We start from the raw sequence: 26239 nt of genomic DNA, 5'->3' as shown, positions 1-26239 counted from the left end.
CGGCGGCCTCAGATCTTCGCCGAGGTCAGGTGCGCCGCACCCCAGGTGGTGCGCCAGCGCGTCTTCACCGCGGTGAGGCCGATCAGCGCCGACACCGCGAGCGCGGCGAAGATCAGGAAGCCGGCCTGGTAGCTGCCGGTCATCTGCTTGGAATAGCCCAGCGACGATGCGAGGTAGAAGCCGCCGACACCGCCCGCCATGCCGACCAGCCCGGTCATCACGCCGATCTCCCTGCGAAAGCGCTGCGGCACGAGCTGGAACACCGCACCGTTGCCCATGCCCAGCGCCAGCATGGCGCCGACGAAGACCGCCAGCGCCATCCACGCCTCGGGCAGACCGAAGCTGACGATGGCGAGAAACACCGCGGCAAGGACGTACATGACGGTGAGCGACTTCACGCCGCCGACGCGGTCGGCCACGTTGCCGCCGATCGGCCGCACCAGCGAGCCGGCGAACACGCAGCCGGCGGTGAAGAAGCCGGCCGTCTTGGGGTCGAGGCCGTACTGCGTATTGAAGTAGATGACCAGCGACGACGCCAGGCCGACGAAGCCGCCGAAGGTGACCGCGTAGAAGAACATGAACCACCAGGCGTCCTTGTCCCTGAGCACCTTCAGGTATTCGCCGAAGGTCTTGGGCGGCGGCGCGTCGGGCGCGTCCTTGGCCATCACGCAGTAGGCGACGAAGACGATGGCCAGCGGGATCAGCGCGAGGCCGAACACGTTGGTCCAGCCGAAGGCCATCGCCAGGCCCGGAGCGAACAGCGCGGCGAACGCGGTGCCGGAGTTGCCGGCACCGGCGATGCCCATCGCGGTGCCCTGGTGCTCGGGCGGATACCAGCGCGAGGCCAGCGGCAGCGCGGCGGCGAACGACGCCCCGGCGACGCCGAGGAAGCCGCCCAGCACCAGCACCTCGGCGAAGGAATGCACGCCGGCGAGCCATGCATAGCACAGCGCGGCGATGACGATGATCTGGCCGATGATGCCCGCCGTCTTCGGCGACAGGCGATCGACCAGTACGCCCATGACGATGCGCAGCACCGCCCCGGCCAGCACGGGCGTCGCCACCATCAGCCCCTTCTCGGCGTGGGACAGGCCGAGGTCGGCGGCGATGCCGACGGCCAGCGGGCCGAGCAGCACCCAGACCATGAAGGCCAGATCGAAATACAGGAAGGCGGCGATCAGCGTGGGCGTGTGGCCGGCCTGCAGAAAGGATTTCTTGTCCATGTTCAGCTCCAGGATCATGCGCACCGTCGGTGCAGGATGTTTCAGCGCATGACCCCGTTGCCAGATGGACCCGCCCTCGTTGGCGGACCCGACGCTGTTCCGTCTTTTCCTAAGCAACCGCCGTGCCACGGGGAAATGCCTGTTTTTCCGGCGGTTTTCCGCCCTTTTCGGGGCCGTCGCGCACCTTTCTTGTGCACTGCAACCCAAGTCGGTGCGGGACGCGGCGAACCGCGCGCGCCCCTCAGACGGCGAGGAAGACCCGGCCCTCCTCGACCTTCACCTCGAAGCGGCCGCAATGGCCGGCATCCGGCGCCACCGCCCGGCCGTCCTGCAGTCCGATGTTCCAGCCGTGCAGCGGGCAGGTGACCTTGCGGTCGTGCACGATGCCCTGCGACAGCGGGCCGCCCTTGTGCGGGCACTTGTCGTGCAGCGCGAAGACCTCGTCGTCGGCGTTGCGGAAGATGGCGATGTCACCGCCGGCGGCGCGCTGCACGACGCGCGCACCGAGCCGGGGGATGTCCTCGAGCAGGCACACCGGTTTCCAGTTGCTCATGTCTTCGTCCTCGTTGTCCGGGAATGCGGCCGCGCTCAGGCTTCGACCTTGAGCGGGATGAACTGCCTGGCCGCCTCGCCCTCGCGGCTGGCCGCCCACGGGTCGCGGGCGTTCTTCAGCGAATCGAGCAGGCGGGCGTGCAGCGCGCGGCGCATCTCGCCGTCCTCGACGATGCGCGCCTTCACGTGGTCGAGGCCCACGCGCTCGAGGTAGTGGCAGGTGCGCTCGAGGTACCAGCCTTCCTCGCGGTACAACTGCAGGAAGGCGCCGGCGTATTCCAAGACTTCCTCGTCGCTCGCCACCTTGCACAGGTACTGCGCCACCTCGGTCTTGATGCCGCCGTTGCCGCCGATGTAAAGCTCGTAGCCGGAATCGACGCCGATCACGCCCACGTCCTTGATGCCGGCTTCGGCGCAGTTGCGCGGACAGCCGGACACCGCGAGCTTGACCTTGTGCGGCGCGTACATGTCGAACAGCATCTTCTCGAGCTTGACGCCCATGTCCATCGCCAACTGGGTGCCGAAGCGGCAGTGCTCGGCGCCGACGCAGGTCTTCACGGTGCGGATCGACTTGCCGTAGGCATGGCCCGACACCATGCCGGCAGCGTTGAGGTCGGCCCAGATCTTCGGCAGGTCTTCCTTCTTCACGCCGAGCAGGTCGATGCGCTGGCCGCCCGTCACCTTGACGGTGGGCACCTCGTACTTCTCCGCCGCGTCGGCGATGGCGCGCAATTCGGCCGGCGTGGTGAGGCCGCCCCACATGCGCGGCACGACCGAATAGGTGCCGTCCTTCTGGATGTTGGCGTGCGCCCGTTCGTTGATGAAGCGCGACTGCGGATCGTCCGCGGCCTCGTGCGGCCAGCTCGAGATCAGGTAGTAGTTGATCGCCGGGCGGCATTTCTCGCAGCCGTCCGGCGTGCGCCAGTTCAGCATGCCGAACACCGCCTCCTTGGCCGTCAGGCGGTGCTTGACGATCGCCTCGCGCACGATCTTGTGCGAATGCTCGGTACAGCCGCACAGCGGCTTGTCGGCGGCGCTCACCGCCTGGTAGGCGCCGCCCACGGTGGAAGCGAGGATCTGTTCGACGAGGCCGGTGCACGACCCGCAGGAGGAAGCCGCCTTGGTGTGCTTCTTGACCTCGTCCAGCGTGAACAGGCCCTTTTCCTTGATCGCCTTGACGATCGTGCCCTTGCACACGCCGTTGCAGCCGCACACCTCGGCGGTGTCGGGCATGCCCGCGGCGCGGTTCTCGCCCTTGTGGCCGACGTCGCCGAGGTGGTTCTGGCCGAACATCAGGTGGTCGCGGATCTCGTGGATGTCCTGCTGGTCCTTCATCAACTGGAAGTACCAGGCGCCGTCGGCGGTATCGCCGTACAGCACCGAGCCGACGATGTGGTTGTCGCGGATGACCAGGCGCTTGTAGACGCCGCCCTGCCTGTCGTGCAGCACGATGTCCTCGGTGTCCTTGCCGCCGCCGAAGTCGCCCGCGGAGAACACGTCGATGCCGGTGACCTTGAGCTTGGTCGAGGTCACCGAGCCCTGGTAGCGGCCGATGCCGAAATGGGCCAGGTGGTTGGCGCACACCTTGCCCTGCTCGAACAGCGGCGCCACCAGGCCATACACGGTGCCGCGGTGCGCGACGCACTCGCCCACCGCGTAGATGCGCGGATCGGTCACCGTCTGCAGCGTGTCCGAGACGTGGATGCCGCGCACCCGGCCGCTGCCGCAGTACAGGCCGGCGGATTCGGCCAGCGCATAGTTGGGGCGGATGCCGGCGGCGACGACCACCAGTTCGGCCGGGATCTGCATGCCGTCCTTGAAGCGCACCGCGCACACCCGGCCCGACTCCCCCTGGATCAGCGCCTCGGTCTGGCGCGCGAGCAGGAACTTCATGCCCTTGGCCTCGAGCGAGGCCTGCAACATGTCGGCGGCGGCCTTGTCGAGCTGACGCTCCATGATCCAGTCGGCCAGATGCACCACGGTGACGTCCATGCCGCGCAGCATCAGGCCGTTGGCGGCCTCCAGGCCGAGCAGGCCGGCGCCGATCACCACCGCGTGCCGGTGGCGGGCCGCGGCCTCGATCATCGCCTCGGTGTCGGCGATGTCGCGGTAGCCGAGCACGCCGGGCAGCTCGTTGCCGGGAATCGGCGGGATGAAGGGCGTGGAGCCGGTGGCGAGCAGCAGGCGGTCGTACTCCGCCTCGGTGCCGTCCTCGGCGACCACCCGGCGGTTCACGCGGTCGATCTTCGTCACCTTGCTGCCGGAGTGCAGCATGACGCCGTTGTCGCGATACCAGTCCAGATCGTTGAGCATGATCTCGGGCAGCGTCATCTCGCCCGCCAGCACCGGCGACAGCAGGATGCGGTTGTAGTTGCCGTGCGGCTCCGCACCGAACACGGTGATGTCGTACAGGTCGGGGGCGAGCTTCAGCAGCTCTTCGATCGTGCGAACTCCGGCCATGCCGTTGCCGACGAGGACGAGTTTCTGTTTCTTCATGGCGGCTCCACTACTCAAGAGGCAATAAAAAACGGCGTCGCGCCATCGCCGGGATCGTCGAATCCCGAGCGATGGCGGACGCCGTTGTCCGCATGCTCTGCATCAAGCACTGCGCCGGGACACCGTTGCCCCGGCCGATGCCGGCTACCAAGCAGGATCGGTGCCAGCATCGACAATTCGATACAAGCCGTTGTTTCCATAAATGAAAAAACTCAACCTCACACCCTTTCCGCACCAATCGCAGGCACATCGGGGCACCGCGCTGGTGCATCCGCCGCCTTGCTGCACCACAACATCGCAGCCCGTGCCTGACGTGGCGGAATGCGGAAAGCAGGCCGGGCGGCGGACCGCCGTGGCGGCCGGCTGCCCGGCACGGCTGGGACGGCGGCGATCAGGCTGCGTGGCGCAGCGGCTGGTTTTCGAGGAAGGCCGACAGCTTCGCGCGCGCCTCGGAAAATGCCGCCTCCCGGGTGCGCGCGAGGCGATCGTGCGGACGCCCGCGCCCCGGTTCGAGGATGCCGCCGAGGGTGGCGCCCGGCCCCCTGGTCAGCATCGCCACGCGGTCCGACAGCAGCACCGCCTCGTCGACGTCGTGCGTCGCCATGACCACGGTGGTGCCGGTGGCGGCGAGGATCTTCAGCAGTTCATCCTGCAGGTCGACGCGTACCGGCGTGTCGAGGGCGGCAAACGGGTCGTCCAGCAGCAGGATGCGCGGCTGCATCGACAGCGCGCGCGCCAGGCCGACGCGCTGCTTCATGCCGGCCGGGATCTCGTGGGGAAACCGGGTCTCGGCATGGGCCAGGCCGACCCGGGCGAGCGCGTCGTGCGTGCGCTGCTTGAGCCCGGCCTTGCCCTCCCGGCCGCCGAACACGCGCTCGACCGCGAGATAGACGTTGTCGAAGCAGGTCAGCCACGGCAGCAGCGCATGGTTCTGGAACACCAGCGTGCGCTCGGGCGCGGGGCCGGCGACCGGGCGGCCGTTGCACAGGATCACGCCGGTGCTGGGCCGGGCGAGGCCGGCGATCAGGTTGAGCAGCGTGGACTTGCCGCAGCCGGCGGGGCCGACCAGGCCGATGCACTCGCCCTCGTGGATGTCGAGCGTGATGCCGCACAGTGCGGCCAGCCTGCCGTTCTTCGTGTCGAACGTCTGGCCGACGTCTTCGATGCGCACGATCTTTCTCATGTTGCCGTCTCCTCTCTCAACGCGTCTGTCCGTGCAGGCGGCGCGATGCGCGTGCGGCATCCGCCGGACCGCGGCGGCACGCGCAGGCCCTTCCGGTACGAGCGAAAGAGAAACGGCGTCCATTCCTGCCCGCGAACCGTGCCGGGCAGGAATGGACGCCGTTGTCCTGTGCAGCGATGCCGGGACTGCGCCCGCCTGCGCGGGCCGCCTTTGGCCCGTCTCGACGCGTTGTGATGCATCATCCGTGCCAGGTTTGCAGGAGCACACGGCTGCGGGCGACGAGGCGCAAGCGCGAGACTTTTCCCGATCCGCCGCACTGCGGCAGTGCGACGGATGGGCGGGACCGCACGGCACTGGTGCGGCGGGCTCTCCCGTGCCGGACCGCGCTCAGGCCCGCGGCGGCAGCAGGTCGGACATGTCCAGCAGCGTGCGGGCGACGTCGACGAGGCGGCGCCCCTGGTTCATCGCCGTCTGGCGCAGCAGGCGGTAGGCTTCGTCCTCGCCGACGCCGTGATGCGCCATCAGCAGCCCCTTGGCGCGCTCGACGAGTTTGCGTTCGTCGAGCGCGGCGCGCACCGCCGCGAGTTCATCGCTCATCTGCTGCAGGCGGCGCGACTGCGCCTGCATGGTCTCCACGATGGAACGGGTCAGGCGCGGCCCGAGCGGCTCGGCCGCGGCACCGGCGGGGTCGACCGCGGCTGGCTCGCCGGCCTCGGCGCCTGCTGCCGGCGCAGGCAGCCCTTCGCCGGGCATGGAAGCGGACAAGGTGGCGAGCAGGCTTTCCTGATCTCCCAGTTCGGCGCGGGTGGCGTCGATGCGCCGCGCGCACTCGTCCTTCAGCCCGCGGGCCAGATGTGCCTCCGCCTGATGGATCAGGTCCAGCCGCTGCGAGCAGCAGTCGAACCAGGTGTCCGCCAGTGCGCGGTCCAGCCCGCCGCCGGTGGGCGACGACATCAGCCTGCGCCGCAGGCGCTCGAGTTCCGGCAGCGGCATCAGCGCCTGCAGCGCCCGCCACTGCCGCAGGCTGTCCGCCGTGCCGAACGCCTCGAAACGCTGGAGGCACTGTTCCTGCGCCTCGATCAGGTGCGACAGCGTCTGGGCGCCATCGGCATCGAGGCGGCCGGCCGCGAAGGCCGCGGCGCCGGCCGCCCGCTCCTGCCCCGCGAATTCCTTGCCCTGCATCAGGTTGAACATCGACACCAGGAGCCTCGATACCGACGGGTCGACGGCGATGTCCGCGGCCTCGAACACCAGCGCGAGCAGGGCCGCGACGATGCGGCTGTAGCGCTGCGTGGCCTCCGCCGCGCGGCACTGGCGCGCCGCCACCTGCGCGCGCAGGGACGGCAGCGCGTCCAGCGCATGCAGCGCCATGGCGATGCGGGTGAACAGCCGGGCGCCTCCGGGCGCGGCCTCGCCGGCATCGGGCGCCAGGCCATCCAGCCAGGTGTGCACGCCGTCCTCCGCGCTGCGGGTGGCACCGACATGCTCCGCGCGCTGCGCGTCGAAGCGCGCATCGGCCGAGGCGAGATAGAGGTTCGAGGTTCCCCGCTCGCGCTGCAGCCGGTGGACGAGTCCGCTCACCGCCTGCACCAGATCGCAACTGAGCGCGAGCTGTTCGAGGTCGTGGATTTCGCAACGCCTGGCTGCGACGAGGAAGATGAGCGGCGATTGCATGCGGGCCCTGGTTGCGCTTGCCGATGGAGGCGGCCGGCTGGCCGCCGGCTTCATCCAAGCTCCAAGCAAGAGCCGTGCAAGGCCGTGGCGGCGGGCACGGCCGCCCGGGACGGCCGCCGCCGGGAGCCTTCTCGGCGGCGGCTCGCTGTCGATCGCGCCGCGGCGCCGGCCGCGCGCTCAGCCGCGCTGGCGCCGCGCCTCGAACAGGCAGATGCCGCTCGCCACCGACACGTTCAGGCTCTCGACACTGCCATGCATCGGGATCTGGGCGAGTTCGTCGCAGGTCTCCCGCGTGAGCCGCCGCAGGCCGTCGCCTTCGGCGCCGAGCACCCAGGCCAGCGCTACCTTCTGGTCGATGTCGTAGAGGGATTTTTCCGCCTCTCCGGCCGCGCCCACCACCCAGATGCCGGCATCCTGCATCTCGCGCAGCGCACGCGCGAGATTGGTGACGGTGATGTAGGGCACGGTGTCGGCGGCGCCGCTGGCGACCTTCACCGCGGTGGCGTTCAGCCCCACCGCGCGATCCTTGGGCGCGACCACCGCGTGCGCACCGGCGGCGTCGGCCACGCGCAGGCAGGCGCCGAGGTTGTGCGGGTCCTGCACGCCGTCCAGCACCAGGATCAGCGCATTCTCGTCCAGGCTGTCGAGCACGTCGGCGAGCTTCAGCTCGCGCCGCGTGGCATCGACGCGGGCGACCACGCCCTGGTGGCGCCGGGTGCCGACCATGGCGTCCAGCCGCTCGCCCTCGCTCGGGATCAACCTCACGCCGGCGGCTTCGGCCAGCGCGACGAACTTCTTCACCCTCGCGTCCTTGCGGTCGCCGGACAGATACACCTCGAACACCGACTCGGGCGCCTGGCGCAGCTTGGCCGACACGGCATGAAAGCCGTAGATGAGGCGGGAGCCGGCCGGCTGATGCGGGAGGCGGGCGTGTTCGGGTGCATTAGCCACGGCGGGAACCCTTTGCGGAAGTCTTCTTGCCGGCGGAACGCGCGGCCGGTTTCGAGGCGCGCGCTTCTACCGGCTCGGCTTCTGCCGCGGCGGCCTCGGCCTTGCGCCGCGCACGCGAGCGGGTCGCAGGCGCCGCCGCGGCCGGCGGCGGCGCGGCGGCGGCCTGCGCAACCGACGCTTTCTTCCTGCCCCTGCCCGCCGCCTTCGCGCCGGGCGCCGCTTCGCCCGGCGACGGCTCCGCGGATGCCGCCGGCGCGGCCGGCAGCGGTCCCTCGATCAGGCGGAAGTCGATCTTGTTGGTTTCCATGTCGACGCGCACGAGCTGCACCTTCAGCCGGTCGGCAAGGCGGAACTGCTTGCCGGTGCGCTCGCCCATGAGCGCGTGGCGGGTCTCGTCGTAGTGGAAATAGTCGCTGCCCAGATCGGAGATGTGCAGCAGGCCCTCGATGAAGATGTCGTCGAGCGCGACGAAGAGGCCGAAGGGCACCACACCCGACACGCTGCCGGTGAATTCCTCGCCGACGCGGTCCTGCATGAAGTAGCACTTCAGGAAGGCGACGACGTCGCGCGTGGCGTCGTCGGCGCGGCGCTCGGTCATCGAGCAGTGCAGGCCGATGTCCTCCCAGTTGCCCGGCCGGTATTGCTCGCCCGCCAGCACGGCCTTGATGCCGCGGTGCACGAGCAGGTCCGGGTAGCGGCGGATGGGCGAGGTGAAATGCGTGTAAGCCTCGTAGGCGAGCCCGAAGTGGCCGACGTTGTCGGGGCTGTACATCGCCTGCTTGAGCGAGCGCAGCATCACCGTCTGCAGCAGTTGGGCGTCGGGGCGATCCTTCACCTGCCCGAGCAACTTCGCATAGTCCGATGCGCGCGGCTCGTCGCCGCCGCCGAGCCCGAGGCCGAATTCCTTGAGGAAGTCGCGCAGCTTGGCCAGCTTCTCCTCGGCGGGCGATTCGTGGATGCGGTACAGCGCCGGGTGTTCGCGGCTGGCGAGGAAGTCGGACGCGCACACGTTGGCGGCGAGCATGCATTCCTCGATCAGGCGGTGCGCATCGTTGCGCACCTCGGGCACGATCTGCGCGATCTTGCCGTCGTCGTCGAAGATCATGCGCGTCTCGGTGGTCTCGAAATCGATCGCGCCGCGCTTGGCGCGCGCCTTCAGCAGCACGCGGAACAGCTTGTCGAGGTTCTCGAGATGCGGCAGCAGCCCGGCCAGTTCCTCGCGCACCACCGCGTCCTTGTCGTACAGCGCGGCGGCCACCCTCGTGTAGGTCAGGCGGGCGTGCGACCAGATCACCGCCGGATAGAAGCGGTAATCCTTGATGCTGCCGGTCGGCGAAATGCTCATGTCGGCGACCATCGCCAGGCGCTCGACCTCGGGGTTCAGCGAGCACAGGCCGTTCGACAGCTTCTCGGGCAGCATCGGGATCACGCGGCGCGGGAAGTACACCGAGTTGCCGCGGTCGAACGCATCCAGGTCCAGCGCGCTGCCCGCGGCCACGTAGTGCGACACGTCGGCGATCGCCACCACCAGCCGGTAGCCCCTGCCCTGGCGCTCGCAATACACCGCGTCGTCGAAGTCCTTGGCGGTTTCGCCGTCTATCGTCACCAGCGGCAGGCCGGTGAGATCCTCCCGGCCGGCCCAGTCCTTCTTGCGCACCTTCAGCGGCAGCTTGCGCGTCTCGGCCTTGGCCACCGTCGAGAACTCGAACGGAAGGTCGTGCTTGCGCAGCGCGATCTCGATCTCCATGCCGGGATCGGCATAGTTGCCGAGCACCTCGACGACGCGGCCGATCGGCTGCGCGTACTTGGTCGGCTGCTCGACCAGTTCCACCGTCACGACCTGCCCGGCCTGCGGTTTCTTGCCGCCGGGCGCGATCAGGATGTCCTGTGCCAGCCTGCGGTTCTCGGGCACGACGATCATCACGCCGTGTTCGTTCAGCACGCGGCCGACGACGCGCTTGTTGGCGCGCTCCAGTATCTCGACGATCCTGCCTTCCGGCCGTCCGCGGCGGTCGACGCCGGAGATGCGCACGATGGCGCGGTCGCCGTGCAGCACCTCGCGCATGTCGCGCGCGCCGATGAAGACGTCCGGTCCGCCGTCGTCGCGGCGCAGGAAGCCGTAGCCGTCGGGATGGCCCTCGATGCGGCCCTTGATCAGGTCGGCCTTGTCGGGCAGCAGATAGGCATCGCGCCGGTTGCGGATGAGCTGGCCGTCGCGCTCCATCGCGCGCAGACGGCGATCGAAGTGCTCGAGTTCATGCGGCTGGATGTCGAGCGCCTCGGCCAGCGCCGGCAAGGGCATCGGCACGCCGCGGTCGGCGAGGATCTGCACGACGTATTCGCGGCTCGGCAGCGGCTGCTCGTATTTCTGCGACTCGCGCTCGAAGTAAGGATCCGCGCTGCGGATGGCGCTCACCCGGGGCCCGGCCTTCGACGCGCCGCGTCGCGGCGCGCTCTTCGTGGCGGCAGGGGTTTCTTTCGTTCTTGTTTTGCGACTCATTGACATTCTTCTATGTGTGCTTATAATGCGCGGCTCTTGCCCAGATGGCGGAATTGGTAGACGCACTAGTTTCAGGTACTAGCGCCGCGAGGCGTGGAGGTTCGAGTCCTCTTCTGGGCACCAGTTTCAGGGAAAAGCCGGCCGTTGGCCGGCTTTCTTCGTTTACGTCCGTTTCGCTCGTTTCTACATGCCGGCCCCGTCCGCATGCCCGCCGGGTTCCCGGCACGATACACGTCGGCGACGCCGGACTCCGCGGCGAACAACACTCCACGATGATGGCCGCGTAGCCTGGAACAGGCCCCGGAACACTCCGCCGAACCTTTGCAAGTCCGGGATCCTTTGCTATCATGCGCCTCCTTGCCCAGATGGCGGAATTGGTAGACGCACTAGTTTCAGGTACTAGCGCTGCGAGGCGTGGAGGTTCGAGTCCTCTTCTGGGCACCAGTTTCAGGAAAAAGCCGGCCGTTGGCCGGCTTTTTCCGTTTACCGTCCCGCCGTGCGGCGCGACGGAGACGACATTCCTCGCAGCGCCGTTCGGCACGGCCGGCGGATGGCGGCGAAGCGCGCCTGCGCTGCCACCCGCCGAACCCGGACACATCCGGCCGACAATCCACTCAAACGCCGAACGGATGGCGGCGCAGGATGGTTTCGTCGCGTTCCGGCCCGGTCGAAATGACATCGATCGGAATCTCGCAGATCTCCTCGATGCGATGCAGGTAGGCGCGCGCTTCCGGCGGCAGCGCATCCCAGCTCTGCGCGCCGAAGGTCGTGCCGCTCCAGCCCGGCATCGTCTCGTAGATGGGCTCGCACGCGGTGACCTCTTCCGACCCCATCGGCAGCAGGTCGATGCGTTTGCCGTCGAGCACATAGCCGGTGCACAACTGCAGTTCCTCGATGCCGTCGAGCACGTCGAGCTTGGTGATGCACAGACCGGTGACACCGTTGATGATGATCGAGCGCTTGAGCGCAGCCAGGTCCAGCCAGCCGCAGCGGCGCTTGCGCCCGGTGACGGTGCCGAACTCGCGGCCCTTGGTGGACATCTGCTCGCCGGGCGTGCCCTTGGTCTCGATGTCGAGTTCGGTCGGAAAGGGGCCGCCGCCCACGCGCGTGCAGTACGCTTTGGTGATGCCCAGCACGTAGTGCAGACGGCCCGGCCCCACGCCCGAACCGGCCGCGGCCTGGCCGGCCACGCAGTTGCTGGACGTCACGAAGGGATAGGTGCCGTGGTCGATGTCGAGCAGCGTGCCCTGCGCGCCCTCGAACAGCAGCGAGCCGCCCGACTTGTTGATCGCGTAGAGTTCGGCCGACACGTCGGCGACCATCGGCAGCAGTTCCGCCGCGTCGGCCATCGCCTGGTCGAACACCGGCTGGAATTCCACCGGCTCGGCCCCCAGGTGCTGCGTCAACACGAAGTTGTGGTATGCGAGGTTGGCCTTCAGTTTCTCGGCGAAACGCTCGCGGTCGAACAGGTCATACACGCGCAGCGCGCGGCGCGCGACCTTGTCTTCGTAGGTGGGGCCGATGCCCTTTCCGGTGGTGCCGATCTTGTCGCACTCGGCTTTCGCGTCCTCGCGCGCACGGTCGAGCGCACTGTGGTAGCCGAGGATGAGCGGACAGCCGGGGCTGATGCGCAGGCGGTCGCGCACCTCGATGCCGCCGGCCTCCAGCGTGCGAATCTCGGCCAGCAGGTGATGCGCGTCGAGCACCACGCCATTGCCGATGAAGCAGGCCACGCCTTCGCGCACGATGCCCGACGGCACGAGGTTGAGCTTGTATTCGGTCTGACCGACGACCAGCGTATGGCCGGCGTTGTGCCCGCCCTGGAAGCGCACCACGCCCCTGGCGTGATCGGTCAGCCAATCGACGATCTTGCCTTTGCCCTCGTCGCCCCACTGCGTGCCGACGACCACGACGTTCTTTGACATAGCCTCAATCTCCCTGTAGCGGCTCGACCGTCCACCGGCCGTCCCGCCTCATGAGCCGCCGGTCGCAGCCCGCTTCGTTCCAAGTTCCCTCGTGCCCGGGCAGCGCCGTGACGACGACTTCGCCGCGCACGCGCAGGGCCGCCACCTCAATGGCAAGCGCGGCGTCGTCCGACGCCGGTGCGAGGATCGCGCCGGCCGACTGCATCTGCGGCAGGCGCCACACCAGTTCGCACAGGTCGAGGCTGAAACCGGTCGCCGGCCGGGCGCGCCCGAACGCCGCACCGACGCGGTCGTAGCGGCCGCCGAGCGCCAGCGCCGCGGGCGAGCCGCCGCCATAGGCGGCGAAGACGACGCCGCTGTGGTAGTGATAGCCGCGCAGGTCGGCCAGATCAAAGCTGATCGGCAGGTCCTTCAGGGCCTGCGCCAGCACCCGCAGTTCGCCGAGGGCTACGACGATCTCGGGGTCCGGCGGCAGACGCTGCGCCGCCTGCTCCAGCACTTCCGGCCCGCCATAGAGCGAGGGCAGCGCCAGCAGCGCGCCACGCACCGGCTCGGCGACGTCGGCGAGCCGCAACTGCAGTTCGGGCAGATCCTTCGCCTGCAGTAGGTCGAAGAGTTCCTCCTCGCGATCGGGCACCAGCCCGGCCTTGCCGGCCAGCGCATGGAAGATGCCGACATGGCCGATGTCGATGCGCGTCGCCGGCACGTCGGCCAGGCGCAGCACCTCGGCGAGCAGGCCGAGGATCTCGATGTCGGCCTCGATGCCGGCATGGCCGTAGAGTTCGGCGCCGAGCTGCAGCGGCTCGCGGGTCGCGGTCAGGGTGGACGGCAGGGTGTGCAGCACGCTGCCGCAATAGCACAGCCGCGACACGCCGCGGCGGTTCAGCAGGTGCGCATCGATGCGCGTGACCTGCGGCGTCATGTCCGCCCGCACGCCCATGGTGCGGCCCGACAACTGATCGACGAGCTTGAAGGTGCGCAGCGTCAGGTCCCGCCCCGCGCCGGTGGTCAGCGAGTCGAGATATTCGAGCAGCGGCGGCATGACGAGCTGGTAGCCGCGGACGCGGAAGGCGTCCAGCAGCCGGCGGCGCAGTGCTTCCAGTTGCTCGGCTTCGGACGGCAGGGCGTCCTGGATGTGATCGGGCAGTACCCAGCGCATGAGTGGCGTCAGTTGAAGATGAACAGGAGCACGATGCCGGTCAGCATCGAGGTCAGTCCGACGAAGCGGATCTGGCCGTCGGCCAGGGTGGCGAGGCGCAAAAAAGTTTCGCGCCAGGCGGCTGGCGCGACGAAGGGGAGGATGCCTTCGATGATCAGCATCAGCGCGAAGGCGGTCAGCAACGAGACGCCCATGCGGGCTCAATTCCGGCAGATCAATTCTTCCTCGCGCCTTGCGGCCCCTTCATGTAGCGGAAGAACTCCGAACCGGGATCGATCACCAGCACGTCTTCCTTGCCGGCGAAGCTGGCACGGTAGGCTTCGAGACTGCGATAGAAGGAGTAGAACTCGGGGCTCTGGCCGAAGGCTTCGGCATAGATCGCCGTTGCCTTGGCATCGCCCTCGCCCTTGACCTTTTGCGCCGAGCGGTAAGCCTCGGCGATGATGACCTCGCGCTGGCGGTCGGCATCGGCGCGGATGCGCTCGGCCTCGGCGGCGCCCTGCGAACGCAGTTCGTTGGCCACGCGCTTGCGCTCGGCCTCCATGCGGCGATACACCGATTCCGACACCTCGGTCGGCAGGTCGACGCGCTTCAGGCGCACGTCGATGATCTGCGCGCCGATCTTGCGCGCATCCAGGTCGGCCTTCACGCGCATGTCTTCCATGATCTGGTCGCGGGCGCCGGACACGACGTCATGCACCGTACGCTTGCCGAACTCCTCGCGCAGGCCGGCGTTGACCGTCTGCGTCAGGCGGGTTCGCGCCCGCGCCTCATCGCCCGCCACCGACTCGTAGTACAGGCGCGGGTCGACGATGCGCCACTTGACGAAGTGATCGACCAGCACGTTCTTCTTCTCGGAGGTGATGAAGCGCTCCGGCTCCGGCGTATCCATCGTCAGGATGCGCTTGTCGAAGTAGCGGACGTTCTGGATCATCGGCAGCTTGACGTTCAGGCCCGGCTGGTCGATGACCTCCTTGACCTCGCCGAGCTGGAACACGATCGCATGCTGGCGCTGGTCGACGGTGAACAGCGACATCGACGCCAGCGCGACCAGCAGCAGCAGGCCGCCGCCGATTATGGACATCTTGTCACGCATCAGCGCTCTCCCCTGTCACGGCCGCGCATCAGATCACGGTTGCGCGGATCGAACACCACCGACGGCGGATTGTTCTGCGCGGCCTGCGGCGCAGCCTCCCCACCCGATTGCGCACTGGACTGGCCGGCAGCGGCGGCCGACTTGATCAGCTTGTCGAGCGGCAGGAACAGCAGATTGCCATTGCTCTTGGCGTCGATCATGATCTTCGAGGTATTGGTCAGCACCTGCTGCATGGTCTCGATGTACATGCGCTCCTTCGTGACGTCCGGCGCGCGCCGGTACTCGGTCAGCACCTGGCTGAAGCGGCTGGCGTCGCCCTCCGCGTTGGCGACGACGCGGGCGCCGTAGGCATTGGCCTCCTCGATCAGGCGCGAGGCGGTGCCGCGGGCGCGCGGGATCACGTCGTTGGCATAGGCTTCGCCCTCGTTCTTCTGCCGCTCGCGATCCTGGCCGGCCTTCACCGCGTCGTCGAACGACGCCTGCACCTGCTCGGGCGGCTGCGCGTTCTGCATGGTCACGCGGCTGATCTGGATGCCAGTCTGGTAGCGGTCGAGAATCCGCTGCATGAGTTCCAGCGCGGTGCTCGCGATCTCTTCCCGGCCTTCATACAGCACGAAGTCCATCTTGCTCTTGCCGACGATCTCGCGCATGGCGGTCTCGGCGGCCTGCGCGACCGATTCGTCCGGGAAGCGGTTGTTGAAGACGTAGTTCTCGGGGCTGTTCAGCACGTACTGCACCGCGAACTGGATGTTGATGATGTTCTCGTCGTCCGTCAGCATCAGCGATTCGCGCAGCACCTTGTTGCGCTCCGAACCGCGATAGCCCACTTCGACGGTGCGCACGCCCGTCAGGTCGACGATCTCGTGCGACTCGAACGGGTACGGCAGGCGCCACCGCAGGCCCGGCTCGGTGGTCTCGATGAACTTGCCCAGGCGCAGCACCACGCCGCGCTGGTTCGCGTCCACCGTGTAGAAGCCGCTCGCCAGCCAGATCGCCACCACCAGCGCAGCCAGCGCGCTCAGGCCGCCGCCGAACTGCCGGAACGAGAAGTTGGGCAGTTGCGGGCCGCCGCCGCCGTTGCCGCCGCCCGAACCGCGCCCCTGGCGTTTGCCGAACATCCCGGACAGTCGCTGATTGAAATCGCGCCAGACTTCCTCGAGATCGGGCGGCCCCTGGTTGCCGCCGCGATTGCCGTCGCGGCGGTCTCCGTCGCCGCGATTGCCATTGCCGTCGCCCTGGCCCCCCCAGCGTGGATCGTTAAGTGACATGAAAACGCCTGTAATCACGTTTGAACTGAAATTCCATCGTCGTTCGGTGCGGGCATCCGCCCGGCATCTTCACTCCGTGCCCGATGTGCCACGTCTGCAAGCACCGAGCGCAGCAGATCAAGGCCCTCGCCCGTTCTGGCGCTCAAAAAAACGCGCCTGAGTTTATCACAGTCCCCCCGTTCGACCGCCGCTTGGGCATGGGTCAGGTCGATCTTGTTCCACACCAGGATCTGCGGCACGTCGGCTGCGCCGATCTCGGCCAGCACCTCGTTGACCGCCTGGATCTGCGCATCGCGGTCCTCGCTCGCGGAGTCGACGACGTGCAGCAGCAGGTCGGCCTCGGCCGTTTCCTCCAGGGTGGCCTCGAAGGCGGCCACCAGCGCGTGCGGAAGATCGCGGATGAAACCGACGGTGTCCGACAGCACGACGTTCTCGCCCTCGACGAACAGGCGGCGCGAAGTCGTGTCCAGCGTGGCGAAGAGCTGGTCGGCGGCATAGGCCCCCGCCTTCGTCAGCACGTTGAACAGGGTGGACTTGCCCGCATTGGTGTAGCCGACGAGAGAGACAGACAGCACATCGCGGCGTTCCCGCGCCCGGCGTCTGACCTTTCGCTGCTTCTCGATCTGGGCGAGGCGCGACTTCAGCATCTTGACGCGGTTGCCGAGCAGGCGCCGGTCGGTTTCGAGCTGCTTTTCGCCCGGGCCGCGCAGGCCGATGCCGCCCTTCTGGCGCTCGAGGTGGGTCCAGCCGCGCACCAGCCGGGTCGACAGGTGCTGGAGCTGGGCCAGTTCGACCTGCAGCTTGCCTTCGTGGCTGCGCGCGCGCTGCGCGAAGATGTCGAGGATGAGCGCGGTGCGGTCGATGACCATGCACTGCAGCTCGCGCTCGAGGTTGCGCTGCTGCGCCGGCGACAGCGCGTGGTTGAAGATCACGATGTCGGCGTCGTGCGCCCGCAGCGCCTCGCCGATCTCGTGCACCTTGCCGCTGCCGGCGAAGAGCTTGGGGTCGGGCGCGCCACGCCGCCCCTGTACCACGGCTTCGATGCTCGCGCCGGCACTGGCGGCGAGCAGCTTCAGCTCGGACAGGCGCTCCTCAATCGCATCCTGGCCGAGATCGAGCTGGACGAGGACTGCACGTTCGCCGCTGGCCGGGCGCTCAAACATCGCCGTCCCTCACGGCCGGCCGTCCGCGGCCGGCTGCTGCCACCGGGATCAGTTGCCGCCCTCGCCGCTGTCCTGCTGGATCACCACCGGGCGGGCGGGCACCACAGTCGAGATCGCATGCTTGTACACCATCTGCGTGACGGTGTTCTTCAGCAGCACGACGTACTGGTCGAAGGACTCGACCTGCCCCTGCAGCTTGATGCCGTTGACCAGGTAGATCGACACCGGGATGTGCTCCCGGCGCAGGGTGTTCAGGAACGGGTCTTGTAGAAGTTGCCCTTTGTTGCTCATCTTTGAACCTCTGTATTTATGTTTATAGAATCTATCGGAGCCATTGCTGCACCGCAACATCTGCAGTATGCAACGAAATCCGGGTGTGGATACTGCTTTTTTTCGCCCTCGCGATCACGGTCTGGCCGCGAACGGATTTTGCGTGGTCCGGAACTGAATCCGCAAGGGCGTGCCCTGCAGCTTGAACGCCTCCATGAAGCTGCGTTCCAGATAGCGCACGTACGCCGCAGGAATGTCGTCCAGCGCATTGCCGTGGATCACGATCACCGGCGGATTCATGCCGCCCTGGTGCGCGTAGCGCAGCTTCGGCCGCGCGAGCCCCGAGCGCGGCGGCGCCTGACGCGCGACGGCCACCTGCAGCGCACGCGTCAGGCGTGGCGTGGGCAGGTTCGCGGTGGCCGCCGCATAGGCCGCATCGACGGACTTCAGCAGAGCGCCGATGCCCGACGACTTCAGCGCGGAGATCTCGTGGAAGCGCGCGAACGACAGGAAGGCGAGCTTGCGCGAAACGTCGAGCTTGAGCCGCTCGCGCCGGTAGTCGTCGACCGCGTCCCATTTGTTGATCGCCACCACCAGCGCGCGCCCCGCTTCCAGCACGAAGCCGGCGATGTGCGCGTCCTGCTCCGAGATGTCCTGCGCCGCATCGAGCACCAGGACGACCACGTTCGCCTCCTGGATCGCCTGCAGGGTCTTGATCACCGAGAATTTCTCGATCGCCTCGAAGACCTTGCCGCGCCGGCGCAGGCCGGCGGTGTCGATCAGCGTATAGTGCTTGCCGCCGCGCTCGAACGGAATCGAGATGGCATCGCGCGTGGTCCCCGGCATGTCGAACGCGATCACGCGCTCCTCGCCCAGCAGCGTGTTCACCAGCGTGGACTTGCCCACGTTGGGACGGCCGACGATGGCCACCCTGGGCCCCTCGTCCTCCGCCGCCGCGGCTTCTTCGTCGCACGGGAACGGCGCCAGCACGAACTCGACGAGCTGTTTCACGCCATCGCCATGCGCGGCCGACACCGGCAGCGGATCGCCGAGGCCGAGCGCATGGAAGTCCGCCGCGACGGTGGCGCGATCCAGCCCTTCGGCCTTGTTGACGACCACGTGCACCGGACGCCCCGCCCGCCGCAGCCGCGCGGCGATCTGCTCGTCGTGCGGCGTGCGTCCGGCACGGCCATCGACGAGGAACAGCAGCACGTCGGCTTCGGCGATCGCCTGTTCGGCCTGGCGCGCCATCTCGTGCATGATTCCGTCCTTGGCGACCGGATCGAAGCCCGCGGTATCGACGACCAGGTATTCCCGCTCGCCCACGCGGCCGATGCCGTAGTGGCGGTCGCGGGTGAGCCCGGGCTGGTCGGCGACCAGCGCATCGCGCGTGCGGGTCAGCCGGTTGAACAGGGTCGACTTGCCGACATTGGGCCTGCCGACCAGGACGATGGTGGGTTTCACGACGGCTTCTTCGCCTCAGCGCAATTCATAGGCGGTGATCCGGCCGTCCAGGCTCTGCACCACGAAACCGGTGCCCTGCGCGCGCGGCGGCGCGACGATGGCGCTGCTGTCGGCGCGGTCGCGCGCCGCGAAGGCGCCGGTGTCGCGTGCCAGCACATGCACGAAGCCCTGCGCATCGCCCACCACGACGTTGTCCCCGACCAGCAGCGGCCGGGTCACGCCACGGCGCGCCAGCCCGTCCTGCTTCCATACGCTGGCGCCGCTGTAGACGTCGAGGGCGTTCACCGCGTCGCGGTCGTCGGTGATCACCGCGTAGCGGGTGTCGCGATCCATCCCCACGCTGCTCGAGAAGTCGCGAGCCCACAGCGCATTGCCGTTGCCAGCGTCGAAGCATGCCGCGCGGCCCTGGTAGCTCACCGCGCAGACCTCGCGGCGGGTGGTGACCGGCGTACCGGCGACGTCCGCCACCCGTTCGAGTTCGGTGGCGCCGCGCGGGGCCGAGACGGTCAGTTCGGTGATCGCGCCGCCGTTGGCGAGGTTGATCACGCCGAGCTTGCCGCCGGGAAAGCCGGCCAGCACCACCGCGCCCTCGATCACGACGCCGGCGTAGCTGCGCAGCGCGAGCGGCGGATTGCTGCGGGTATGGACCCAGCGCCGGCTGCCGTCACGCGCGTTGAGCGCGACCAGGCGGTGGTCGGACGTGCGCACGACGACGACGTCGCCGCCCACCGCCGGGGGAGCGAGCACCTCAGCGCCGATCGGGGTGCGCCAGCGCTCGGTGCCGGTCTGCGCGTCGTAGGCGACGACCTTGCCGTCCGTGGTCACGACCACCGCGAGCGCGCCGTCGGCCCCCACGCCCGCCGACAGGTCGACACCCGCGCGCGCGCGCCACGCGGCCTGGCCATTCTTCTCGAAGCGCGCCACCTCGCCAGCATGCCCGGCGGCATATACGCTGTCGCCCACGACCGCGGGCTGGAATACGTAGCCGCCGGCCTTGCCGATGCTCGCCTCCCATACCGGCACGATCTGCGTCGTAGGCTTGAAGTCCACGAGGGGCGCGGATTTCGGCGCGCTGCTGGCGAACGGGTTGAGGGACGAGCATCCGGTCGCCAGCATGATCGCGGCCATCATCGGAACTGCACGCAGCGAGAACGGTTTCATCGATCAGCCTTCCAGGGATTCGAGTTTGAGACGCACCACTTCGCGCAGCGTCGTGGCCTGGGCATCGGCCGCGGACAGCGCATCGATCGCCGCCTGGTACGCGGCACGCGCTTCGGCCGGCTTGCCCTGCGCCGCGAGCACGTCGCCGCGCAGGTCGGCGAAACGCGCCTGGTAGCCGGCGACCGGCGCCGCGGACAGCCTCGCCAGCGCGGCGTCGAATTCGCCCTTCTGCAGCAGCACCGCGGCCAGCCGCAGGCGTGCAAGGTCGCGCAGGGCCGGATCCTTGCCCTTGTCGGCCGCCCACTCGAGTTGCGCTTGCGCGTTGTCGAGTTCGCCCTTCTCGAACTGCAGGCCCGCCGCCAGCAGCGCCCCCAGTTGTGCGTAGGTGGTGCCGCCCTGCTGGCCGATCAACTGGCCGGCGACATCGCGCGCTTTCTGCGCATCCTGGCGCTCGGCTGCCTGCTCGACGGCGAAATACATCGCGCTGGCCTCGGTGGCGTTGCGGTTCTGGTACCAGCGCCAGCCCTGCCAGCCCACCACGGCCACCGCGGCGACGGTCGCCAGCGTCGTCACCAGCGTGCCGTACTGCGCCCACCAGCCCTTCAGCGCGGAAATCTGTTCCTGTTCCTCGAGGTCATACACTGCCATCGCGAGCCCCTTCTCCAAGTTCGTCTTCGTCGTCTTCTTCGCTGAACATCAGCATGGCCAGCGCCTCGGGCAGCGCCTCGAGCGCGACACGCTGCTGCGCACCCGGACCGCGCAGCGGCTTGATGCCGACCTCGCCCGCCGCAGCCTCGTCCTCGCCGATCACCAGCGCCACCGCGGCACCGCTGCCGTCGGCCTTCTTCATCTGCGACTTGAAGCTGCCGCCGCCGCAGTGCAGCACCGCGTCGAAGCCATGCTCGCGCAGCGACTCCGCGGCACGGAAGGCGAGCCGCTGCGCGGCGTCGCCCAGATGCACCACATAGACATCGGGGACGGCGCGATCGGCCTCGCCGCCGCTCTCCCGCCACAGTGCCAGCAAGCGCTCCACGCCCATCGCGAAACCCGCCGCCGGCTGCGGCTTGCCGCCCAGTTGGGCGACCAGCCCGTCATAGCGCCCGCCGGCGCAAACCGTGCCCTGCGCCCCCAGGCGCGTCGTCACCCACTCGAACACGGTGCGGTTGTAGTAGTCCAGCCCGCGCACCAGCCGATGGTTGATGCGGAACGGAATGCCGGCATCCTTGAGGAAGACCTGCACCGCCTCGAAGTGCGCGCGCGACTCGTCGCCGAGATGGTCCGACAGGCGCGGCGCGGCCTCGACGATGTCCTGCAGGTCGGGATTCTTCGTGTCGAGGATGCGCAGCGGGTTGGTGTACAGCCGGCGCCTGCCGTCCTCGTCCAGGCTGTCCCTGTACTGCTCGAGATAGGCGATCAGCGCCGCGCGATGGGCAGCACGCTCTTCCGCGGAACCCAGCGAGTTGAGTTCGAGCGACACGTCCTCCAGCCCGAGCACGTCCCACAGCCGTGCGCACATCAGGATGTGCTCGGCATCGATGTCCGGCCCGGCGAAGCCGAGCGCTTCCACGCCGATCTGGTGGAACTGGCGGTAGCGGCCCTTCTGCGGGCGCTCGTGGCGGAACATCGGCCCCTGGTAATAGAGGCGCTGCGGGCCGTGTCCGGCCACCAGGTTGTGCTGGATGGCGGCGCGCACGCAGGACGCGGTGCCCTCGGGGCGCAGCGTCAGATGTTCGCCGTTCAGCGCGTCTTCGAAGGAATACATCTCCTTCTCGACGATGTCGGTGACCTCGCCGATCGCGCGCCGGAACAGCGGCGTCGGCTCGACGATGGGCATACGGATCGGGCGGTAGCCGTAGCTGCGCAGCCAGTCGCGCACGATGTCCTCGAAGTGCTCCCAGATCTCGGCCTCGTCGGGCAGGATGTCGTTCATCCCACGCACGGCCTGCAATGTCTGACTCATCGGTGATACGTCTTGTGTGATCGCGTTCTTGTCGTGGGCGGTACTCAGCCCGCCTTCTTCACGTACCTGGTGGCCACGTAGTCGTCGACGATGGCGCGGAATTCGGCGGCGATGTTGTCGCCGCGCAGCGTCACCGTCTTGACCCCGTCGACGAACACCGGTGCCGCCGGCGTCTCGCCGGTGCCCGGCAGCGAGATGCCGATGTTGGCATGCTTGCTTTCGCCCGGGCCGTTGACGATGCAGCCCATCACCGCCAGCGTCATGTTCTCGACGCCGTCGTACTGCTCGCGCCACACCGGCATCTGCGCACGGACGTAGTCCTGGATGCCCGAGGCCAGTTCCTGGAAGTAGGTGCTGGTCGTGCGCCCGCAGCCCGGGCAGGCGGTGACCATGGGCGTGAAGGCGCGCAGCCCCATGGTCTGCAGGATCTCCTGCGCCACCACCACCTCCTGCGTGCGGCTGCCGCCCGGCTCCGGCGTGAGCGAAATGCGGATGGTGTCGCCGATGCCTTCCTGCAGCAGCACCGCCAGCGCGGCAGTGGAAGCGACGATGCCCTTGCTGCCCATGCCGGCCTCGGTGAGGCCGAGGTGCAGCGGATAATCGCTGCGCCTGGCCAGGTCGCGATACACGGCGATGAGGTCCTGCACGCTCGACACCTTGGCCGACAGGATGATGCGGTCGCCCCCCAGGCCGTATTCCTCGGCCTTGGCCGCGGACTCCAGCGCCGACACGACGAGCGCCTCGCGCATCACCGCGCCGGCATCGCGCGGCTCGGCGAGCCGGGCGTTCCCGTCCATGATGCGGGCCAGCACCGACTGGTCGAGGCTCCCCCAGTTGACGCCGATGCGGACCGGCTTGTCGTACTTGCACGCGATCTCCACGATGGCGGCGAACTGCGGATCGCGCTTGGTGCCGGCGCCGACGTTGCCCGGGTTGATGCGCAGCTTGGCCAGCGCCTCGGCGCAGGCGGGGTACTTGGTCAGCAGCGTATGGCCGTTGTAGTGGAAGTCGCCGACCAGCGGCACGTCCATGTTCAGCGCGAGCAGCCGGTCGCGGATGTGCGGCACCGCCTTCGCGGCCTCGTCGTTATTCACCGTGATGCGCACGATCTCCGAGCCGGCGCGGGCCAGCTCCGCGACCTGCATCGCCGTGCCGAGGACGTCGGCGGTATCGGTGTTGGTCATCGACTGCACCACCACCGGCGCGCCGCCGCCGACGCGGACGCGGCCGATCCGCGCCTGGCGCGTGACGCGGCGCGGTGCCGGGCCGGCGCTAAGACTGTCATTCGTCATCGAGCTGTCCATCATTGCAGTTTCAGGCGCGCCACCGTGCCCTTGGTGTGGGGAGCCAGGTTCACCGGCTGGCCGTCGCGTTCCAGGCTGACCTGGGCGGCATTGCCGATCACCAGCGCAAACGGCGCCCTGCCCTGCACGTTGCGCGTGCTTCCCGCCGCGCTCGTGCCGGAATAGACGATCGCGCCGGCCGCGTCGCGCACCTCGACCCAGGACGGGCCGGCGAAGCGGAAGGCGAGCTGGCTGGCACCCGGCCCCACGGCCTGCGCCGCGGCACCCTGCCCGGCAGGCGCCGGCGCTGCCGCAGGCGGCACGGGGGCCGGTGCGGCGCCCTGCACTTCCGCAACGGCTGCGGGCGCCGCAGCCGCCGAAGGGGCTTCGACGGACGCGGCATCCGCCGCCGATGCAGCCGGTGCCGGCTCGGCCTGCGGCGGCGCGGTGTCCTCGGCCGTCTCGTGCGGCGGCGCGGTATCGAACCAGTCGAAATACCAGCCGCCGATCACGATGGCGAGCAACACCGCGGCGACGATGCCCACCGGCCCGGCGCTGGAACGGCGCCGGCCGCCCACGGGCAGATCTCCTCCCGCATTGGAAACCGGCGACAGATCGACGTTCGTCTGGCCGAGCACGGCTTGCACCTCTTCCAGCAGCGGGGCGGGATCCAGGCTGAGGTAGCGCGCGTAGTTGCGCATGAAGCCGCGCACGAAGGCAAGCCCGGGCAGCGCCTCGTAGCGGCCGCTCTCGAGCGCCTCGACCTGGCGCGGCGCCAGCTTCAGCGCCTGCGACACTTCATTGATGGATTCGCCCCGCATCTCGCGCACCTGACGCAGGCGCGCACCGGCGGAGAGGCTGCCGCCCCCGGCGGCCGGAATGGGCGAGGAATCGGCCTGCATGCTGCTCACTCGTACTTCCCTTGCGACAACAGTTGGAACTCGGGCGAATCGCCGAAGCGTCCCCTCAGTTGCGATTCATAACTCGCCGCGGCATCGCGGTTGCCGAGCCGGCGCTCGGTACGCAGTCCCAGCCACACCGAAGCCGCCGTCGGTGTCATCTGCTGGTGCAGGCGCACCAGGCGCACGCGCGCCACTTCGTAGTCGCCCCGCCCGTAGGCGATCTCGGCGATCTGCAGCAGGGCCTGCGCATTCTGCGGATCGAGTTCGAGGGCGCGCAGGAACTGCTGTTCGGCGGCCTCCACCTCGTTCAGGCGCATGTGGCACAGGCCGGCGTTAGTGAGGGGCGGGAGGCGTAGCGGTAATAGGGGTTGCGTGCCGAGGACGACAGCCGGGCCAGGCCGTCCCGCTCCTGGCCCTGGGTGCACAGGAACCAGCCATAGCTGTTGTTGAAATCGGGATCGCCGGGCGCCGCGCGCAGGGCCTGCTCGAAGTTGCCGCGCGCGGCCGCCGCCTCGCCCAGCATCATGTATACGAGGCCCGTCAGGTGATGGGCCGGGGCGTAGCCGGCGACGTTGTCCATCGCGATGCGCGCCTCGTCGAGCGCGACGTCGAAGCGGCCAAGCTCGAAATAGGCCATGCCCAGGTCGACGTGGGTGCGGGCGCGCGCTTCGGCGTCCCCGACCGGCGACTGGTCGGAGAGCGGCCGGCTCATGTTGCCGGGCTCGGTCGCACCGGTTCCGGGCACGTTGGCGCAGCCCGCCGCAAGCGCGGCAGCGAGCAGTGCGCACAGCATCGCCGCCTTCTGCATCATCGACGAGTCTCCATTTCCTGTTTGAGGCGCACCGTCGTGCGCCGCGTCTTGTCCTGCACCTGGCCCGCGAGCTGGCCGCAGGCCGCGTCGACGTCGTCGCCGCGCGTCTTGCGCGTGGTGGTGACGATGCCGGCGTCAATGAGGATACCGGCAAAACGGCGGATGCGCTCCGCCGGCGAGCGCAGGAAACCCGAATTCGGGAAGGGATTGAACGGTATCAGGTTGAACTTGCACGGCACGTCGCGCACCAGTGCGACCAGTTCGCGCGCATGCGCGTCGCTGTCGTTGACGCCGTCGAGCATCACGTACTCGAAGGTCACGAAATCGCGCGGCGCGCGCTCGAGATAGCGCCGGCAGGCCGCCATCAGTTCGCGCAGCGGGTATTTCTGGTTGATCGGCACCAGCCGGTCGCGCAGCGCGTCGTTCGATGCGTGCAGCGATACCGCCAGCGCCACCGGACATTCGTCGCGCAGGCGGTCCATCGCCGGCACGATGCCCGAGGTCGACACCGTGACGCGGCGCCGCGACAGGCCGTAGGCGTGGTCGTCCAGCATCAGGCGCAGCGCGGTGACGACGTTGTCGAAATTGGCCAGCGGCTCGCCCATGCCCATCATCACCACGTTGCTGATGATGCGGCCGTTGTCCTTCTCGCCCGCTTCGAGGTCCGCCGCCGCCCCGCTCGCATCCCGCGCAGCGCCCAGCAGATTGTTGGCGAGCCAGAGCTGGCCGATGATCTCGGCCGCCGTCAGGTTGCGGTTGAAGCCTTGCTTGCCGGTCGAGCAGAACGCGCAGTCGAGCGCACAGCCGGCCTGCGACGACACGCACAGCGTGCCGCGGCTGGTTTCGGGAATGAACACGGTCTCGACCGCGTTGGCATTGCCGACGTCGAGCAGCCACTTGCGCGTGCCATCGGCCGAGATCGAATCGCGCACCGGCACCGGCGGGCGGATCACGGCGATTTCCTTGAGCCTGGCGCGCAGCGACTTGGCGACGTCGGTCATCGCGTCGAAATCGTCGCAGCCGTCGCGATGCATCCAGCGCATCACCTGGCGGGCGCGAAACGGCTTCTCGCCCAGCCCGGCGAACCAGGCGACGAGACCGTCGACGTCGAAATCGAGCAGATTGACCGGAGTGGCCGTGGCGGGGGGGCTCATGCCTGAAACTTCACTGACAACCAACTGGGATCCTGAATGCAAAC

Annotated in this window: 24 protein-coding genes and 2 tRNA genes; 2 read left to right on the top strand and 24 right to left on the bottom strand. The window is 68.7% G+C overall.

Annotation, left to right across the window (positions count from 1 at the left end):
• Window positions 1-8: 8 nt before the first annotated feature.
• From CCZ27_RS02325 to rnr, 8 genes are all read right to left on the bottom strand, one after another.
• A complete protein-coding gene (locus CCZ27_RS02325; protein WP_096452081.1) occupies window positions 9-1223 on the bottom strand; it encodes a nitrate/nitrite transporter in 1215 nt (404 codons plus the stop codon).
• A gap of 241 nt (window positions 1224-1464) precedes the next feature.
• The gene (nirD, locus tag CCZ27_RS02320; protein ID WP_096445184.1) at window positions 1465-1776 is read right to left on the bottom strand and encodes a nitrite reductase small subunit NirD; all 312 of its coding nucleotides are present in this window, start codon (window positions 1774-1776) and stop codon (window positions 1465-1467) included.
• 35 nt (window positions 1777-1811) lie between these two features.
• Window positions 1812-4271 carry a nitrite reductase large subunit NirB gene (gene nirB / locus CCZ27_RS02315; protein WP_096445183.1) on the bottom strand — a complete coding sequence of 820 codons (2460 nt, stop codon included), beginning with the start codon at window positions 4269-4271 and terminating at the stop codon, window positions 1812-1814.
• 14 nt (window positions 4272-4285) lie between these two features.
• Window positions 4286-4441: a hypothetical protein gene (locus CCZ27_RS23230; RefSeq protein ID WP_157748413.1), complete on the bottom strand. Its 156-nt coding sequence runs from the start codon at window positions 4439-4441 to the stop codon at window positions 4286-4288.
• Between the two features lie 221 nt (window positions 4442-4662).
• Entirely contained in the window at window positions 4663-5454 is a 792-nt protein-coding gene (locus CCZ27_RS02310) for an ABC transporter ATP-binding protein (protein ID WP_096445182.1), read from the bottom strand.
• 387 nt (window positions 5455-5841) lie between these two features.
• Window positions 5842-7128 (bottom strand): nitrate regulatory protein, encoded by a 1287-nt coding sequence (locus CCZ27_RS02305; protein WP_096445181.1) that lies wholly within the window; start codon window positions 7126-7128, stop codon window positions 5842-5844.
• 177 nt (window positions 7129-7305) lie between these two features.
• Window positions 7306-8079 (bottom strand): 23S rRNA (guanosine(2251)-2'-O)-methyltransferase RlmB, encoded by a 774-nt coding sequence (rlmB, locus tag CCZ27_RS02300; RefSeq protein WP_096445180.1) that lies wholly within the window; start codon window positions 8077-8079, stop codon window positions 7306-7308.
• A complete protein-coding gene (gene rnr / locus CCZ27_RS02295) occupies window positions 8072-10579 on the bottom strand; it encodes a ribonuclease R (RefSeq protein ID WP_096445179.1) in 2508 nt (835 codons plus the stop codon). Before rnr ends, rlmB begins: the two co-directional genes overlap by 8 nt.
• Window positions 10580-10617: 38 nt before the next feature.
• On the opposite strand from rnr, the gene CCZ27_RS02290 reads away from it, so the two are divergent.
• Together CCZ27_RS02290 and CCZ27_RS02285 are read left to right on the top strand one after the other, a co-directional pair.
• Window positions 10618-10702: transfer RNA gene (locus CCZ27_RS02290), tRNA-Leu, on the top strand.
• Window positions 10703-10938: 236 nt separating this feature from the next.
• Window positions 10939-11023 (top strand) — tRNA-Leu (locus tag CCZ27_RS02285).
• 170 nt (window positions 11024-11193) lie between these two features.
• Here the strand turns inward: CCZ27_RS02285 and CCZ27_RS02280 are convergent.
• The 16 genes from CCZ27_RS02280 to rlmN all read right to left on the bottom strand — a co-directional run bounded on the left by CCZ27_RS02280 (window position 11194) and on the right by rlmN (window position 26195).
• Window positions 11194-12504 carry an adenylosuccinate synthase gene (locus CCZ27_RS02280; protein ID WP_096445178.1) on the bottom strand — a complete coding sequence of 437 codons (1311 nt, stop codon included), beginning with the start codon at window positions 12502-12504 and terminating at the stop codon, window positions 11194-11196.
• Between the two features lie 4 nt (window positions 12505-12508).
• Window positions 12509-13663: an ATP phosphoribosyltransferase regulatory subunit gene (locus CCZ27_RS02275; RefSeq protein ID WP_096445177.1), complete on the bottom strand. Its 1155-nt coding sequence runs from the start codon at window positions 13661-13663 to the stop codon at window positions 12509-12511.
• An 8-nt stretch (window positions 13664-13671) separates the two neighbouring features.
• Entirely contained in the window at window positions 13672-13857 is a 186-nt protein-coding gene (locus CCZ27_RS02270; protein WP_096445176.1) for a DUF2065 domain-containing protein, read from the bottom strand.
• A 20-nt stretch (window positions 13858-13877) separates the two neighbouring features.
• Entirely contained in the window at window positions 13878-14759 is an 882-nt protein-coding gene (gene hflC / locus CCZ27_RS02265) for a protease modulator HflC (RefSeq protein ID WP_096445175.1), read from the bottom strand.
• Entirely contained in the window at window positions 14759-16027 is a 1269-nt protein-coding gene (gene hflK / locus CCZ27_RS02260) for an FtsH protease activity modulator HflK (RefSeq protein WP_096445174.1), read from the bottom strand. The genes hflC and hflK overlap by 1 nt, the downstream gene beginning before the upstream one ends.
• Window positions 16028-16041: 14 nt before the next feature.
• Window positions 16042-17190: a ribosome rescue GTPase HflX gene (gene hflX / locus CCZ27_RS02255; protein ID WP_096445173.1), complete on the bottom strand. Its 1149-nt coding sequence runs from the start codon at window positions 17188-17190 to the stop codon at window positions 16042-16044.
• Window positions 17191-17238: 48 nt separating this feature from the next.
• A complete protein-coding gene (hfq, locus tag CCZ27_RS02250; protein ID WP_096445172.1) occupies window positions 17239-17481 on the bottom strand; it encodes an RNA chaperone Hfq in 243 nt (80 codons plus the stop codon).
• A gap of 114 nt (window positions 17482-17595) precedes the next feature.
• Window positions 17596-18924 (bottom strand): ribosome biogenesis GTPase Der, encoded by a 1329-nt coding sequence (der, locus tag CCZ27_RS02245; protein WP_096445171.1) that lies wholly within the window; start codon window positions 18922-18924, stop codon window positions 17596-17598.
• A 15-nt stretch (window positions 18925-18939) separates the two neighbouring features.
• Window positions 18940-20085: an outer membrane protein assembly factor BamB gene (gene bamB, locus CCZ27_RS02240; protein WP_096445170.1), complete on the bottom strand. Its 1146-nt coding sequence runs from the start codon at window positions 20083-20085 to the stop codon at window positions 18940-18942.
• A gap of 3 nt (window positions 20086-20088) precedes the next feature.
• Window positions 20089-20733 carry a YfgM family protein gene (locus CCZ27_RS02235; RefSeq protein WP_096452079.1) on the bottom strand — a complete coding sequence of 215 codons (645 nt, stop codon included), beginning with the start codon at window positions 20731-20733 and terminating at the stop codon, window positions 20089-20091.
• Window positions 20720-22045: a histidine--tRNA ligase gene (hisS, locus tag CCZ27_RS02230; RefSeq protein WP_096445169.1), complete on the bottom strand. Its 1326-nt coding sequence runs from the start codon at window positions 22043-22045 to the stop codon at window positions 20720-20722. Before hisS ends, CCZ27_RS02235 begins: the two co-directional genes overlap by 14 nt.
• Before the next feature lie 44 nt (window positions 22046-22089).
• Entirely contained in the window at window positions 22090-23337 is a 1248-nt protein-coding gene (ispG, locus tag CCZ27_RS02225; RefSeq protein ID WP_096452077.1) for a flavodoxin-dependent (E)-4-hydroxy-3-methylbut-2-enyl-diphosphate synthase, read from the bottom strand.
• Between the two features lie 11 nt (window positions 23338-23348).
• The gene (locus CCZ27_RS02220; RefSeq protein WP_198363331.1) at window positions 23349-24230 is read right to left on the bottom strand and encodes a helix-turn-helix domain-containing protein; all 882 of its coding nucleotides are present in this window, start codon (window positions 24228-24230) and stop codon (window positions 23349-23351) included.
• A gap of 5 nt (window positions 24231-24235) precedes the next feature.
• Complete coding sequence (locus tag CCZ27_RS24130) at window positions 24236-24547, bottom strand: tetratricopeptide repeat protein (protein ID WP_232516536.1); 312 nt, start codon at window positions 24545-24547, stop codon at window positions 24236-24238.
• Window positions 24538-25041: a tetratricopeptide repeat protein gene (locus CCZ27_RS24125; RefSeq protein WP_232516535.1), complete on the bottom strand. Its 504-nt coding sequence runs from the start codon at window positions 25039-25041 to the stop codon at window positions 24538-24540. The genes CCZ27_RS24130 and CCZ27_RS24125 overlap by 10 nt, the downstream gene beginning before the upstream one ends.
• Window positions 25038-26195 (bottom strand): dual-specificity RNA methyltransferase RlmN, encoded by a 1158-nt coding sequence (gene rlmN, locus CCZ27_RS02210; protein WP_096445167.1) that lies wholly within the window; start codon window positions 26193-26195, stop codon window positions 25038-25040. Before rlmN ends, CCZ27_RS24125 begins: the two co-directional genes overlap by 4 nt.
• Between the last annotated feature and the right edge of the window lie 44 nt (window positions 26196-26239).

It is taken from the genome of Thauera sp. K11 (assembly GCF_002354895.1).
Taxonomy (GTDB): domain Bacteria; phylum Pseudomonadota; class Gammaproteobacteria; order Burkholderiales; family Rhodocyclaceae; genus Thauera; species Thauera sinica.
This window is presented reverse-complemented; position numbering and strand designations above follow the sequence as displayed.

Coding starts and splice junctions, on each gene's coding strand:
- rlmN (WP_096445167.1), bottom strand. CDS start 26,195: ATGAGCCCCCCCGCCACGGCCACTCCGGTCAATCTGCTCGATTTCGAC.
- nirD (WP_096445184.1), bottom strand. CDS start 1,776: ATGAGCAACTGGAAACCGGTGTGCCTGCTCGAGGACATCCCCCGGCTC.
- hflC (WP_096445175.1), bottom strand. CDS start 14,759: ATGCGTGACAAGATGTCCATAATCGGCGGCGGCCTGCTGCTGCTGGTC.
- bamB (WP_096445170.1), bottom strand. CDS start 20,085: ATGAAACCGTTCTCGCTGCGTGCAGTTCCGATGATGGCCGCGATCATG.
- hisS (WP_096445169.1), bottom strand. CDS start 22,045: ATGAGTCAGACATTGCAGGCCGTGCGTGGGATGAACGACATCCTGCCC.
- CCZ27_RS02310 (WP_096445182.1), bottom strand. CDS start 5,454: ATGAGAAAGATCGTGCGCATCGAAGACGTCGGCCAGACGTTCGACACG.
- rnr (WP_096445179.1), bottom strand. CDS start 10,579: ATGAGTCGCAAAACAAGAACGAAAGAAACCCCTGCCGCCACGAAGAGC.
- CCZ27_RS02235 (WP_096452079.1), bottom strand. CDS start 20,733: ATGGCAGTGTATGACCTCGAGGAACAGGAACAGATTTCCGCGCTGAAG.
- CCZ27_RS02305 (WP_096445181.1), bottom strand. CDS start 7,128: ATGCAATCGCCGCTCATCTTCCTCGTCGCAGCCAGGCGTTGCGAAATC.
- hflK (WP_096445174.1), bottom strand. CDS start 16,027: ATGTCACTTAACGATCCACGCTGGGGGGGCCAGGGCGACGGCAATGGC.
- CCZ27_RS24130 (WP_232516536.1), bottom strand. CDS start 24,547: ATGCGCCTGAACGAGGTGGAGGCCGCCGAACAGCAGTTCCTGCGCGCC.
- nirB (WP_096445183.1), bottom strand. CDS start 4,271: ATGAAGAAACAGAAACTCGTCCTCGTCGGCAACGGCATGGCCGGAGTT.
- CCZ27_RS02280 (WP_096445178.1), bottom strand. CDS start 12,504: ATGTCAAAGAACGTCGTGGTCGTCGGCACGCAGTGGGGCGACGAGGGC.
- hfq (WP_096445172.1), bottom strand. CDS start 17,481: ATGAGCAACAAAGGGCAACTTCTACAAGACCCGTTCCTGAACACCCTG.
- CCZ27_RS02325 (WP_096452081.1), bottom strand. CDS start 1,223: ATGGACAAGAAATCCTTTCTGCAGGCCGGCCACACGCCCACGCTGATC.
- ispG (WP_096452077.1), bottom strand. CDS start 23,337: ATGACGAATGACAGTCTTAGCGCCGGCCCGGCACCGCGCCGCGTCACG.
- CCZ27_RS02270 (WP_096445176.1), bottom strand. CDS start 13,857: ATGGGCGTCTCGTTGCTGACCGCCTTCGCGCTGATGCTGATCATCGAA.
- CCZ27_RS02220 (WP_198363331.1), bottom strand. CDS start 24,230: ATGCAGGCCGATTCCTCGCCCATTCCGGCCGCCGGGGGCGGCAGCCTC.
- CCZ27_RS23230 (WP_157748413.1), bottom strand. CDS start 4,441: ATGCTGGCACCGATCCTGCTTGGTAGCCGGCATCGGCCGGGGCAACGG.
- CCZ27_RS02275 (WP_096445177.1), bottom strand. CDS start 13,663: ATGCGCTGGGTACTGCCCGATCACATCCAGGACGCCCTGCCGTCCGAA.
- CCZ27_RS24125 (WP_232516535.1), bottom strand. CDS start 25,041: ATGATGCAGAAGGCGGCGATGCTGTGCGCACTGCTCGCTGCCGCGCTT.
- hflX (WP_096445173.1), bottom strand. CDS start 17,190: ATGTTTGAGCGCCCGGCCAGCGGCGAACGTGCAGTCCTCGTCCAGCTC.